Genomic DNA, 12,023 nt, shown 5'->3' with positions numbered 1-12,023 from the left:
GTCCCAGCCAAACAATCCAGCCGATGGAACCAGCTTGCCCATCGGGCAGAGGCTATCCGCCGACTCAACTCCTCAAAATGCTCCGATCTCAAGGAAAGGGCTGTAGTATGAAGCCAGTTAGTTTGTGAATAGGCAGAACCCCTGGTCGTCATGCGCCAGAATTTTTATGATATGCCCCTTGCGTCCACGAAAGCAGAAGATCGCGCCAGTGTGCGGATTGAGCGCGAGCACCTGTTGCACCATCCGCGCCAGGCTATTGATCCCGCGGCGCATATCGGTCGCGCCGCAGCACAGGTAAATCTGGTCGGTCGGCACCACCGTGATCACCTGGTCAACTCCGCCAGGACGATGCGCAGCGCTGTCGGATCGACGGTCCCGTCGATGCGCAATCGCGCACCGCTCGGAAAGGCCACGACGATCCTGCCGGCCGGGTCCGGGCAATCGGCGACGGGGCGTTCGACCTCGGGCAGATCGCTCACGTCGACGCGCGCGAAGGCCGCCATCGCCTGATCGGCATCAAGCTCGCCGCCGGCCATCTGCTTGCGCCAGGCATAGAGCTGCGAAGGAGCTACGCCGAACGCTTGCGCGACCTCGGTCACCGACGATCCCGCCGCGCTCGCAAGGTCGACCAATGCGCGCTTCTCGGCGCAACTCCATAGCCTCCGTTGCCGCGCGCGGCCGGGCATCGTTGCACCATCTTCAGCCGCCGCGGCGCCGCTGTCCTCGGCGACCACATCGCCCTCTGCATGTTCCAATGTCATGGCGCGAACCTCCATGTTCATCGGCCTATTGCAAGGTGCCTTGGTGCATCGCTTACGGCGAGAACGTCGCCGAGGATTTTTCAGTGTTGCGCGCCGACCAGGACGCGTTCGCCGCGCAGCCAGGACAAAGCCGTCGCCGCTCAAGCCAACGGCCGGCTGGCGAAGGAGATCACGGCGGTGACGATCCCGCAGAAGAAGGGCGATGCGGTAATCGTGTCGAGGACGAGCATCCCCGCGCCGGTACGACGATCGAGGCGCTGGCGAAATTGCCGGCACCTTTCCGGCAGGGCGGTACGGTGACCGCCGGCAACGCTTCCGGCGTCAATGATGGCGCCGCCGCGCTCATCATTGCTCCGGAAGCCGCTATGAAAAAATGCGGCCTGACACCGGTCGCCCGCATCCTCGGCGGTGCGGCGGCCGGCGTGGCGCCGCGCATCATGGGCATCGGGCCGGCGCTGGCGACGCAAAAGCTCTGCGCCCGGCTCGGCCTAACGCCGTAACAATTCGACGTAATCTAACTCAACGAAGCTTTCGCCTCCCAGGGCATCGCTGTGCTCCGCCAACTCGGCATTGCCGAGGAAGCGGAGCACGTGAATCCCAACGGTGGCGCCATCGCACTCGGCCACCCGCTCGGCATGTCGGGCGCCCGCATCGCCGGCACCGCGCGCGCTGGAGCTTCGACATCGCAGCGCGCGCTACGCTCTGGCCACCCTGTGCATCGGCGTCGGCCAAGGCATGGCGGTCGCGCTGGAGCGGGTCTGACGGTCGCTTCGGCGACGCCCAGCGACCCAATAATTGACAGTCCTCTACGAAGCGGTGAGCGTGATGATCACACGCTCGAAGAAGCACAGCACGCTGCGAGCCTGGGGCATGCGGTTGGCGGCTAAACGCGGTCACAAGCCCGCCGTCGTCGCCGGCACGCAAGCTTGCGACGATCATGCATCGCATCTATGGGCCGGCCGCGCGGTGCAAGGGAATACGCAACGGGGCGGCATATTTCGGTCCGCGCGTATCTATCCGGCCTCGCACGGGAGCCTATGCTCCGGACCATCATGGAAATCCGCACACACCTGATCTTTTTATGTGGCAGGCCTCTGTCGGCCTTCGGTGCATTCAGGTCTCAGGTGCGTCGGGGAGACCGCTATGCCATTCGTTTCAAGTCACCTCGCAGACCGTGGCAGGAAGATCAAGGACTCTTAGAACATGAACCTTTACGGTATGGATTCTGTCTGCGGCGCGAATCCGCGCGCAAAGGACCGACCGTGGTAGACCAGTAGTTTGGCCCCAAGGCGGACCTCGAGCGACTTGACCTGATGCTAATCCCACCGGAGGATATGCCAAGCTCGTTGCTCGCCACCTGAAGATTGCCATGCCGCACCAAGGCCTCGAACGCACGGAGCGCGGCAAAGGGTGGAATGTTGCGTCCCATCAGCTTGTTCGTCCACTTACGCGTGTCTTCAACGAATTGACTATCTTTTCATAGCAGGCGCACATGGCCCTCTGGATGAGCCGTTGCGCCTACGGTTCAAAGAGAACCGCGGTCGCCAACGTCGCGGCCGGGCCCGGGGCTCCGCAAAATCACGCCATCTAAGGTCTTGTGTCGCCTTTGTCGGGGCCGCTACACGAAACTGTTCTGTCAATCGCTTGGTTTGTCTCGGGCTAAACAGCTGAAAAGCAATCAGAAAAGTTTTCTATGGCTCGGTCAGCCAAATTGGCACGAGTTTTGACACTCCTTGGTACGAGGCGGCGAGAACTTCCGACCGGCGTCCATGTCGCGGGCAGCAGCGACGAAGGGAGAAGAAAGCTACATGTCAGGTCTGCGTCAAATCAAATTCTACGGCAACGGGGGCAGTCCGCCACCTCCCGAAATACGTTCGCCGCGCTTGTCGACCTTGGGCAGCAGATCCTCTTCGTCGGCTGCGAACCCAAAACCGACTCTAGCGGCCCGATCCATTGGAAGGGCGCACGATACGGTCCTGCACCTCGCAGCATGGGGAAGTTCGGTGAAAGACCTTGAACTCAGACGCGCTCAAAGTCGGCTGCAAAGGCATCAAATGCGTGGAGTCCGGCGGCCCTGAGCCAGCCGTCGGCTGCGCGGCCCGCAAGGCCACCCCCGCCAGTCGCTTGGCGCGATGTTCGCGGCTCAGGGCGTCGAGCCGATCAGGTCCTCCTTCTATCGGCGGCTTGTTGCGGAGCAACCCCAACGACGGCTGAGTAGTCTGATGACTTCCTGAATAGAAAGGGAATCGCCATGTTTCTTAGAGCAGACGGAACTGAAGTATGGCTGCGGACATCGACAAAGTTGCCATATCTATCCTTTGCTGGCGGGATCGAAGCGTCGGAGGACTATGCCACAATTCGACCAAGGTTGTGTCAGGCGTATGAGTTGCTTTCAGGCATCGCCTCTGACGATGCATTCCTGGTGCGGGAATTCGCAAACTGTGGCGCCTTGGTCTTCTGCGCCAAACCCGACAAGACTTGCGCTTTGCTGCTGCTGGGGAAATTTGATCGCGGCCGGAAGAGGCGAAAACCCCGTGACGTTCTCGAAGACCTCGTCGAAGTCATCGAGAACACCATAGATGGAATAGGCCGGCAGGCCGGCGCGACCATCCGCTTCGATTTCATACAGCCTGATGTCGCAATGCGTGTCGGTTGAGAAGGAGGCGTCATGGGCCAGCACATCGTTTTCATCGACACCAATTCGCCCGGCATCGAAACCATGCGGCTCGCCAAGCAAAGGGGATTGCGAGTCTCCCTTATTAGATCTGGCTATCACCACTATGTCGAGACAGAGCGCGTAAAGCACATATTTTCGACCCTCGATACAATCGTCGCCATTCCAGACTCCACCGTGGATAAGAAGGTTTTGCATGCCGTTCGACGGCTCGCAGCGCTTGCGCCAATCGATGCCGTCATCTCCGAATTGGAGCCCTGTGTCGATGTCGCAGCACGGGTTTGTGGGCGACTGGGCATTCCATTTACCAGCGCATCTGCCGTGACGACGGCACGCGATAAGACACGCGCGCGTGAAGTGATCCTACGCGCCGGCTTGCACTGCCCAAGATTCCGCCCGGTAACCACGCCGCAGGAGGCGCGCTCCGTGGCGGAAGCCATCGGCACCACGGTGGTGGTAAAGCCGCAGACCGGCTTTGACAGCTTGCTCGCCTCGGTAGCGCCTACGCCGCCGGATGCCGAACGTGCGGCCCAGAAACTCCTATCTGGTATCGATGCTCTGCCCCGTCAGCTTCAAGCTCAATTTCGCAAAGGAATCCTCGTTGAGGAGTATCTTAGCGGTCCTCTTGTTTCTGCCGAGATAGGTGTACGGGATGGAAGTTTCTATCGCTTTATGATGTCCGACCACACCCGCGCACGCGAAGATGAATGCATCGAGATCGGCGCATCGATGCCCGCCAATTTGACACCTGATCAGGTCGAGGCTTGCTTCCGATACGCGGAAGCGGTCGCCCGGGCGCTGGGCTTCGACTTTGGTATTTTTCACTGCGAGATGATTGCGACGACCCAAGGCCCTGCCCTGGTCGAGATGAACTCGCGACTAATGGGTGGTGTTATGCCCTCCGTATATCGCCATCTGACGGGCGAAATGATCCAGGAACGGCTGCTAGATATCCATCTTGGCCTGCCAATCCGCGAAGGCCTGCCGAAACATGCCGGCTATGTCTCCGCCCGCAACATCATGCCGGATCGCGACGCAGCCCTAGCCAACCACATCGATCTCTCGTGGCTGGAGGAATATGGCGATCAACTGATCGAGTTCGATCCCCACCGCCTCGATCCGGGAATCCGTGTCCAACGCCGGGAAACTCTCGGCTGGTTCCATGTGCGGGCCGGATCCTTCGCAGAGGCCAATACGGTGGCCAATGCCGTTCTCGGGGGTTTCGAGAAATCCATCGGCATCCCCCTGATGCGATAGCAGTCTGCCGCGCGGCTTCCGGTGGCGGGCAGATGACGACGAACAGATGGGGGCTCTCTCTTGTAGCCCTGATCGGCCAAGGGGTGCAGCCGTAATTCGGCCGTCAGACCTCTACCGATGCTGGCCTTACGATCTGCCGACACCTCGGGCCATGCAGCTTCCTCGATGCGATCTGCCGCCATGCCGCACCGCAGACCGTGCTGCTGATCGACCAGGCGGCTGGCACACAACTCCCCAAATCAACATTCCGGGCAACATCGCACGATGCTGCTGCCCTTGCGGGCGCGAACTTCAGACCCGTCCGAGACGCCCCTACGACGCCTGCTGCGAGCATCTCGAAGCTCCTCGCCCCACCAGTACAACGTCTCTTAAATTCGATTGCTGTCGGTCAAGCATCGTGACCGCTGGTAAAGTTCGGGACTACAAGACAGCTCGGCGATAAACGGAGATATGACGTGTCGACGCTTGGGTGAAGGCCCCTCCCGCCCAATCTTCCCAACGCTCCGCCAGCTCCAACCCCACGCACTCGGCCATCGTATCCAGCTCCTGATGGTATACATATCGAACCGGTTGGGCCAAACGCCGCACGGATGTTCCAGAAAACAAGAGGAATGATGAAACCAGGTTCTGTTTCAATGAATCGTGGACGTCCGCACGGAGAAATGTGTTTTCATCATCGATGTGCAAAATCGTAGTTTTCTGTCCATTGACGAAACCGTCCAAGGCCGGCACATCGATCTCTATGACCAAAATCCCATCCTCGGCTAGTACCGATTCAGCAGACTGGAAGCAAGCAATTTGCGCTTCGCGCGTGAAGAGCTGCATAAACGTGTTGTAGATGCAATAGACCGTATTGTAGCAGCTTGTTAACGTGAAATTGGCAATGTCCCCCTGCCAGGCCTTGACCACATTGCTGCGGCTGGCAAGCAGCCTCAACATGCTCTCCGAGTTGTCGATGCCTTCAACCCTGACCCCTCGCGCGCTCAACGGAACCGCCACGCGTCCGTTACCAATACCGAGTTCAAGCGCATTGCCTCCGTTACAGTGTTGCTCAAGAAAGGCAACCGTCTCATCTGCCTCAGCTATCCGACCCCGCATGCTGGTGATTCTTTCGTACACCGAAGCCCAGTCGTCACCGTAGATGAAATTGTCAGGCATTGTCGAACTCCTCTAAATCTCTCGAAATACCTCAGGAATACTTTGCGCTTCGCGAATCGTTTGCTCCGTTAGCTTCATTATTTGTGGACTGTTCCATCGGTTCGCGAGCTGCAATTCCTGGCCATCGACATCCAGCGGTTGCACGCTATAGCTGCATCCTCTGCCAACACGCATCCATCGCGGCTGCCCGCGACAGGATGCCGATCGACTCGCCGCCTCGCACCGAAGCGTTTCAAAACCCGTGCCAATTAAATCGAGCCGAACGAAAAAAGTTTGCACTAGTTTTTCAGCTGTTTAGCCGGGCTGAACAAGATATGGACCAGCAAGCTCTGTCGCTGATTCGACAAACCCGACAGGACTTGTCGAATCGTGTTACCTGCGACCACTATTGGCCTCATCGGCGCTTGTCCTTACACATCCGGGTGTGGCCGAGGCTGACAAGCAGCAGCTATTGAGGCCTATTCGCACGCCACTGACGGTGGGATCAGAGCGAAGCGCAACCGTGTTCTTGCGGTCCTCCGCGGATAAGATTGCTGCCCGCGAACCGCTATCCTTAGGGAGCAGCGTGCCATTCATTATCGGCGACGCCTGCATCCTCGCCTCCGTCATTGGAAAACCCCGGCATGATGTCGCCCGCAAGCAGTTTTTCCTTACTCAGCAGTCCGGCATCCTCGAGCGCCTCGAAATCCGGCAGGTCGCGTAGCGTGTCGAGCCCGAACTCCAGCAGGAATTCTTTGGTCGTAACGTAGGTGTAGGGTGCGCCGGCTGTCGGGCTGCGCGGGCCCGAAGCGATCAGCTTCGCGCCGCGCAAATGGCCGATCAGGTCGCGCGAAATCTCTTTCCCAAAAAACGACGACAGTTCTCCGCGCGTGATCGGCTGGAAGTAGGCGATGCACATCAGCACCAGCACATCCGACCGCGTCAGGTCTTCGGCGCGCTCGCTGCCGCCGGCGGCGGTGCCAAATGCACTGCGGATGGCGTCGGCATATGCCGGCCGGGTCAGGTGCCGAAAACCGCCGGCGACGGCGACCAGGTCATAGGGCCGACCACGCAATTCCTCGCGAATGTCGTCGATCAAAAGGTCGATGCTGCAGCTTTTGCCGACGATGCGCGCCAGCGTCTCGCGGCCGACCGGTTCGCTGGCTGCAAAAATCGTCGCCTCAACGCGATGCATCCATTCGCGCCAGCGCGCCTCCGGCGGCAGGTGATCCAGCTCCCGGTCAAACAGCTGGTCAGCTGATCGCCGTTCGCCTGATCGACGGTCATCTGACCGGCTCCCTCCTCGTCTGCGCGCTGCCTCCGCCATTATCGTCAGAGTCCGTAGATGCGGAAGGTTGGGCGGCCGGACAGTTCACGCACGGCGCCGAGTTCAAGCAGCCGGTCGAACAGCCGGCGCAGGCCGCGATCGCTCATGCCTGAGATATTTTCAGAGGCGACGATCGCATCGTCGGACAGGAGCCTTTCGACGACCGTGTCCGCCGCCTTGGCCCTGAGTTTCGGAGCAACCGCAAGCAGCCGGTCCGCGCGACGCTCAAGCTCGACGAAAAGATCAATGGCGCGCAGCGCGGCGCGCGCCTGCGCGGCGAGCAGACTTTTGGCACGCTCGAGACCCGTCTCAGTGCGTGTCGCAACAGAGTTGACTACCGATCGACGGGTGCGGGCGCTTGTGCCCAAGGCCGCTTCGGCGCCCAGCAGCGGCACCGCGTGGGCCCAACCCAGCCGCTGCGCCAGCAGGGCGTCGGCGAGCCAGCATCCGAAGGCTCGTGCGAAGCCATATCTTTCGGCGGCCGTGAACGCGCCGGTCAGCATGCCGACCGTTCCGATGCCCGCGGAAAGCTGTCGAAGATCGTCCGCCAGGTCGCTGACTGCGTCATCGTCGCGGGGGAGACCGAGGTCATCGAGCACCGCGCCGATGCTCGCCTTGGTCAGCAGTTTCTCGGTAGGCGTGCCGGCCAGCCGGCGCCAAGCCAGCAGCATCGATCCGGCGGGGCCGGCGGACAAAAAATCGCTTGGGCGTGTGAGCAGCACGGCGTCGCGCAGCGCGCTTTCACCCTCGACGCGGCCAGCCTGCCCTGCCGTGACTGCGGCCGCCGCAAGCGCAAGGCGCTGCCGCCAGGCGCCGGCCCACCGCTCCTGCCGGCGGACGACCGCATCGAGCGCGCCGATGGCAGCGCCGACAACGAGCGCGACGTCCTCGACGTCTTTGCCCGCAACGGTTTGCGCATCGGCGACGGCGCGGCGCAGCCAGGTAGGGACAAGGAGCGCAGGCGTGGCGATTGGCGCTCCAGGGAGCAGACCAGGGTGGCGCGAGAGGGATTGGGGCCGCAGAATCATCGAAAGCAGGATGAATCACGGCGGCGCTGTTGGCAATATTATTCGCACGAAACCGCCCCACCTGTCGTGCCACCACAACGAATGATAATGTTGCATTATCGTTCGTGTTGAAAATGCCTATCTCAGGACGTCTGTCGCGCGCCCTGGATGGGTGGAAAGCCGGCATTTGCGCGGTTTCAGGCGTCGTTTTCATCCTAGATCGGCGGATTCTCACCTTGATTGGGTGGACAGCGCGACCAAGATAGGTGGAATTTGCGAGACGCCGACCGCCAATTCGGCCGGTTTTGAATCGGTTTTCGTGAGACTGCGTGCTGGATAAAGTTCGTCAGCCGCCGCTAACCTCTTGAACTACCTTGGTATTGTCCGCGCCCTCCGGCAAAGACGCGCTTTGTCACGCAGTCTCACGATTTCCGACTCGGACTCACGTGGTCTCATGAAATCCGCTTCGCCCGCCTGTGGAACTAAAGCCAAATCGATCGTCCCTAGCGCCTCGATAAGGGTCATGCAGGTCGCTCCGGCTCCAAATGACCAGTTTTGCCCGCGTTCGGCCCTAGCGCGCCCGTGGACGTGATTGTGGCCCTTTCCGAGTCCCTTGGCACCTCCGAAGGCCTCGAACGGGCTCTACGGGCCTGCAAATCGGTCGATAATACACGCCTGCAAAGGGATGGTTGATAATAGCCGTCGATATTGTACAAACGGCCGTGAAACACCCATGAAAGCCCGCCATGGCCAAGGCCCCCTCCCCTGCTTCCAGACTGCGCCGCCTCATCGGCTATGCGCGGGTCTCGACGGAGGACCAGGTGACGGATGTACAGGCCGATGAACTCAGGCAAGCCGGATGCGCGGTCATCCACCACGAACAGGGATCGGGCGCAACGCGCTCGCGCCCCGTGCTGACCAAGCTGTTGCGCGAGATCCGCGGGGGCGACGTCCTGGTCGTCGTCAGGCTCGACCGTCTCGCCCGGTCCGTCAGCCATCTGCTCGAGGTGATCGAGACGCTCGAACAGCGCAGTGCGCATTTCCGCTCGCTGCGCGACCCCATCGACACGTCGACGCCGCAGGGAATGTTCTCGCTCCAGGTGCTCGGCGCGGTCGCCCAGTTGGAGCGGGCACTGATCGCCGAGCGGACGAAGGCCGGTATCGCTGCCGCAAGAGCGCGGGGCCGGCTTCCCGGCAATCCCGGCCTGCGTGAGCGGCGGCCGGAAAGCATTCGCGCCATCGCCGCGGCCCGGGACGGCGTCTATGTCGGCGATCTCATCGCCTCGGCGCAAAGCTTTCTGCCGATCGTGCAACGGCTGCGTCCGCAGCATAACTGGGATGACGTCGTCCGGGTCCTGAACCACAAGGGGCAGAGCTGGACGGTGGAGCGCCTTCGCCGATCGGTGCATCGCCTGGTGCGCGAAGGTCTCGCGGAGCCGGCGCTTGTCCAGCGCGCCCCGCGGCGGCAGCCGGAAGACCGCTTGATGACGCTTGTCGCCGGCATTGCCATTGCCGATCCGCACCTCAGCCTGCGGGCAATCGCCGCACAGCTCGAGGCGATGCGCGAGCGAACCCCGCGCGGTGGCTGGCAATGGGCGGCGTCGTCGGTCAAGCATCTGCTCGATCGCGCCAGGCGTCTCGGTTTGACGGTGCACGAACCCGCTGACGGTTGAGACGGCCGCTCGTCGATGTAGCGCCGCCGCGCCTCTCCGGCGCTCCTGTCCTCCCGACCACTCGCCGAGCAAACGATTTCCAGAACCATATTAGGTCACAACCGCCTACAAGCTGCCTCGCGGGAGACGAACGGATGATCGATATGGTATTGTATAGCGGTATAGAACATGGGGTATGGAGATGGCGTTTTCCGTCAAGGACGAAAGCACCGATGCGGCGGTCCGCAGACTGACAAAACTCAAGAACATGAGCCTTACCGACACGATCCGCGACGCCGTCGAACAGGAGTATCAACGCAGCCGCGGCGCAATCCCCCTGCCCCAGCGGCTGAAGGCGCTTGCCGAGCTTTATCGCGCCTTTCCCGAAACCGGCGCCCAAGCCGACAAGGCCTTTTTCGACGACCTGTCGGGGAATAGCTGATGTTTCTCGACGCCTCGGCCATCATCGCCATCATCGCCGATGAAGAGGATGGCTTGGCGCTTGCCGCTCGCCTTGGTCAGGCCGGAAGGGTTAGCGTCTCGCCGATCGTGGTGCATGAGACCGTCGCCGGCCTGGCGCGCAAACGTGCCTGCCCGATCGAAGCGGCGGAAGAACTCGTCACCCTCATGCTGGACGAGATTCCCGCGCAAATCATCGAGATTAATGGCGCGATCGGGCGCGAAGCCATCCGGGCGTTCCGGCACAAGGCGGATCTGAATATGGGCGATTGTTTCGCCTACGCTTGCGCCAGGCTCTACGACATTCCCCTCCTGTTCAAGGGCAATGATTTTGTGCACACCGACATTGAGGTGGCATGATGGACGAGAAAGCCAAGGGCAAACATTCCGCCGGAGAAGACAAGGCAAGCGCCGACGACCTGCCAGATATTGTCGACGTGGTGATGGAAATGTGCCAAGCACCCGCTGATCCCCCCTCGCCTCGCCCGCAGCCGGCGTCCAGTTCGGAGCCAACGTTGGGCCTGCCGGCGCATCTCGAACAGCTCGCTGACCACGCGCGAAAATATGTCGAGGCCGCAAGCTCGGCCAACACCCGCCGCGCCTACGCCGCTGACTGGAAGCATTTCTGTGCCTGGGTGCGCCGGCAGCATCTCGAGGTGTTGCCGCCCGATCCTCAGGTGGTCGGCCTTTACATGACGGCCTGCGCGTCCGGTAAGGTAACAGGCGACAAGAAAACGAACTCTGTTGCGACGATCGAGCGGCGCCTTTCGTCGCTCTCGTGGAATTATGCGCAGCGCGGCCAGCCGTTGGACAGAAAAGACCGGCATATCGCGACTGTGCTGGCTGGCATTCGCAACAGCCACGCCTCCCCTCCCCGGCAGAAAGAAGCAATTCTCCCGGAGGATTTGATTGCCATGCTCGAGACCCTCGATCGCGGCACGCTGCGTGGCCTGCGCGACCGCGCCATGCTGCTCTTGGGTTTCGCCGGCGGCCTGCGCCGCTCGGAAATTGTCGGCCTCGACCTTGCCAGGGATCAAACCGAGGACGGCCGTGGCTGGATCGAGGTTTTGGACAAAGGCGTTCTCGTCACACTGCGCGGAAAGACCGGTTGGCGTGAGGTCGAGATCGGCCGCGGCTCGTCGGATGCTACCTGTCCGGTTGTCGCGATGCAGACCTGGCTGAGGCTGGCCCGCATCGCACATGGACCGTTGTTTCGGCGTGTCACGGGGCACGGCAAGGCGGTTGGTGCGGAGCGGCTCAACGACCAGGAAGTAGCGCGGCTGGTCAAGCGCGCGGCACTCGCCGCCGGTGTTCGCGGCGATCTGTCCGAAGGCGAGCGTGCGACGAAGTTCTCGGGCCATTCCTTGCGCTCTGGCCTAGCCTCGTCGGCCGAGGTCGACGAGCGCTACGTGCAAAAGCAGCTCGGCCACACCACCGCCGAAATGACCCGGCGCTATCAGCGCCGAAGAGATCGATTCCGCGTCAATCTCACCAAGGCCTCTGGGTTGTAGGCGACAGAACCCTCCGCTACTTACGAGCCAATCGGAACGTCGCTTCAGGGTGGTGGATTGCCGACCTTGTGCTGCGGCAGGGCACCCGAGAGCATCCCCGGCAGGGTCCTCGCCGAGGAGCGGTTCCTGATCCGGGCTCGTAACGCCCGAAATTCAGGTGATGGCTGAGCATAGATTTTGGTCTGTTGATGAGTTGGCCGAAGCAGACAAAACTAGCTGGCTTGACGACCATGTTTGC

Annotated in this window: 13 protein-coding genes and 1 pseudogene; 9 read left to right on the top strand and 5 right to left on the bottom strand. The window is 61.5% G+C overall.

All coding sequences use genetic code 11. From position 1 onward, the window contains the following. Positions 1 to 117: 117 nt before the first annotated feature. Together tnpB and tnpA are read right to left on the bottom strand one after the other, a co-directional pair. Positions 118 to 327: an IS66 family insertion sequence element accessory protein TnpB gene (gene tnpB / locus ABVQ20_RS35785; RefSeq protein ID WP_354464536.1), complete on the bottom strand. Its 210-nt coding sequence runs from the start codon at positions 325 to 327 to the stop codon at positions 118 to 120. Further along, positions 324 to 761, bottom strand: a complete 438-nt coding sequence (gene tnpA / locus ABVQ20_RS35780; RefSeq protein WP_354464535.1) for an IS66-like element accessory protein TnpA — start codon at positions 759 to 761, stop codon at positions 324 to 326. The genes tnpB and tnpA overlap by 4 nt, the downstream gene beginning before the upstream one ends. Between tnpA and ABVQ20_RS35775 the strand changes: the two genes are divergently transcribed. From ABVQ20_RS35775 to ABVQ20_RS35755, 5 genes and pseudogenes are all read left to right on the top strand, one after another. After that, entirely contained in the window at positions 755 to 1,261 is a 507-nt protein-coding gene (locus ABVQ20_RS35775) for a thiolase family protein (protein WP_354464534.1), read from the top strand. The two genes, tnpA and ABVQ20_RS35775, sit on opposite strands and share 7 nt — an antisense overlap. A 51-nt stretch (positions 1,262 to 1,312) precedes the next feature. Then, the gene (locus ABVQ20_RS35770; protein WP_354464533.1) at positions 1,313 to 1,648 is read left to right on the top strand and encodes a hypothetical protein; all 336 of its coding nucleotides are present in this window, start codon (positions 1,313 to 1,315) and stop codon (positions 1,646 to 1,648) included. A gap of 921 nt (positions 1,649 to 2,569) precedes the next feature. After that, positions 2,570 to 2,864 (top strand): annotated as a pseudogene (nifH, locus tag ABVQ20_RS35765) (nitrogenase reductase); the annotation flags it as partial. Positions 2,865 to 3,012: 148 nt separating this feature from the next. Next, entirely contained in the window at positions 3,013 to 3,417 is a 405-nt protein-coding gene (locus ABVQ20_RS35760; protein WP_354464532.1) for a hypothetical protein, read from the top strand. Between the two features lie 12 nt (positions 3,418 to 3,429). Continuing rightward, complete coding sequence (locus ABVQ20_RS35755; RefSeq protein WP_354464531.1) at positions 3,430 to 4,692, top strand: ATP-grasp domain-containing protein; 1,263 nt, start codon at positions 3,430 to 3,432, stop codon at positions 4,690 to 4,692. Positions 4,693 to 5,112: 420 nt separating this feature from the next. Here the strand turns inward: ABVQ20_RS35755 and ABVQ20_RS35750 are convergent, their stop codons facing one another. The 3 genes from ABVQ20_RS35750 to ABVQ20_RS35740 all read right to left on the bottom strand — a co-directional run bounded on the left by ABVQ20_RS35750 (position 5,113) and on the right by ABVQ20_RS35740 (position 8,184). Then, the gene (locus ABVQ20_RS35750; RefSeq protein WP_354464530.1) at positions 5,113 to 5,850 is read right to left on the bottom strand and encodes a methyltransferase domain-containing protein; all 738 of its coding nucleotides are present in this window, start codon (positions 5,848 to 5,850) and stop codon (positions 5,113 to 5,115) included. A gap of 553 nt (positions 5,851 to 6,403) precedes the next feature. Next, a complete protein-coding gene (scpB, locus tag ABVQ20_RS35745; protein ID WP_354464529.1) occupies positions 6,404 to 7,156 on the bottom strand; it encodes an SMC-Scp complex subunit ScpB in 753 nt (250 codons plus the stop codon). A gap of 5 nt (positions 7,157 to 7,161) precedes the next feature. Beyond that, a complete protein-coding gene (locus tag ABVQ20_RS35740) occupies positions 7,162 to 8,184 on the bottom strand; it encodes a DUF1403 family protein (RefSeq protein ID WP_354464528.1) in 1,023 nt (340 codons plus the stop codon). Between the two features lie 725 nt (positions 8,185 to 8,909). On the opposite strand from ABVQ20_RS35740, the gene ABVQ20_RS35735 reads away from it, so the two are divergent. From ABVQ20_RS35735 to ABVQ20_RS35720, 4 genes are all read left to right on the top strand, one after another. Continuing rightward, complete coding sequence (locus tag ABVQ20_RS35735) at positions 8,910 to 9,836, top strand: recombinase family protein (RefSeq protein ID WP_354464527.1); 927 nt, start codon at positions 8,910 to 8,912, stop codon at positions 9,834 to 9,836. Positions 9,837 to 10,011: 175 nt separating this feature from the next. Beyond that, a complete protein-coding gene (locus ABVQ20_RS35730) occupies positions 10,012 to 10,257 on the top strand; it encodes a type II toxin-antitoxin system VapB family antitoxin (protein WP_354464526.1) in 246 nt (81 codons plus the stop codon). Continuing rightward, positions 10,257 to 10,634, top strand: coding sequence for a type II toxin-antitoxin system VapC family toxin (locus ABVQ20_RS35725; protein WP_354464525.1), 378 nt, complete (start codon positions 10,257 to 10,259; stop codon positions 10,632 to 10,634). Before ABVQ20_RS35730 ends, ABVQ20_RS35725 begins: the two co-directional genes overlap by 1 nt. After that, a complete protein-coding gene (locus ABVQ20_RS35720) occupies positions 10,631 to 11,785 on the top strand; it encodes a site-specific integrase (RefSeq protein WP_354464524.1) in 1,155 nt (384 codons plus the stop codon). Before ABVQ20_RS35725 ends, ABVQ20_RS35720 begins: the two co-directional genes overlap by 4 nt. The last annotated feature ends 238 nt before the right edge of the window (positions 11,786 to 12,023 follow it).

This window comes from Mesorhizobium shangrilense (genome assembly GCF_040537815.1).
Taxonomy (GTDB): domain Bacteria; phylum Pseudomonadota; class Alphaproteobacteria; order Rhizobiales; family Rhizobiaceae; genus Mesorhizobium; species Mesorhizobium shangrilense.
Note: the sequence above shows the minus strand (reverse complement) of the source record. Positions and strands in the feature narration are given on the sequence as shown.

Excerpts from the sequence above, each read along its gene's own strand:
- ABVQ20_RS35725 (WP_354464525.1), top strand. The coding sequence starts at position 10,257 with ATGTTTCTCGACGCCTCGGCCATCATCGCCATCATCGCCGATGAAGAG.
- ABVQ20_RS35730 (WP_354464526.1), top strand. The coding sequence starts at position 10,012 with ATGGAGATGGCGTTTTCCGTCAAGGACGAAAGCACCGATGCGGCGGTC.
- tnpA (WP_354464535.1), bottom strand. The coding sequence starts at position 761 with ATGACATTGGAACATGCAGAGGGCGATGTGGTCGCCGAGGACAGCGGC.
- ABVQ20_RS35740 (WP_354464528.1), bottom strand. The coding sequence starts at position 8,184 with ATGATTCTGCGGCCCCAATCCCTCTCGCGCCACCCTGGTCTGCTCCCT.
- ABVQ20_RS35775 (WP_354464534.1), top strand. The coding sequence starts at position 755 with ATGTCATGGCGCGAACCTCCATGTTCATCGGCCTATTGCAAGGTGCCT.
- ABVQ20_RS35760 (WP_354464532.1), top strand. The coding sequence starts at position 3,013 with ATGTTTCTTAGAGCAGACGGAACTGAAGTATGGCTGCGGACATCGACA.
- ABVQ20_RS35720 (WP_354464524.1), top strand. The coding sequence starts at position 10,631 with ATGATGGACGAGAAAGCCAAGGGCAAACATTCCGCCGGAGAAGACAAG.
- ABVQ20_RS35735 (WP_354464527.1), top strand. The coding sequence starts at position 8,910 with ATGGCCAAGGCCCCCTCCCCTGCTTCCAGACTGCGCCGCCTCATCGGC.
- scpB (WP_354464529.1), bottom strand. The coding sequence starts at position 7,156 with ATGGCGGAGGCAGCGCGCAGACGAGGAGGGAGCCGGTCAGATGACCGT.
- ABVQ20_RS35755 (WP_354464531.1), top strand. The coding sequence starts at position 3,430 with ATGGGCCAGCACATCGTTTTCATCGACACCAATTCGCCCGGCATCGAA.
- ABVQ20_RS35750 (WP_354464530.1), bottom strand. The coding sequence starts at position 5,850 with ATGCCTGACAATTTCATCTACGGTGACGACTGGGCTTCGGTGTACGAA.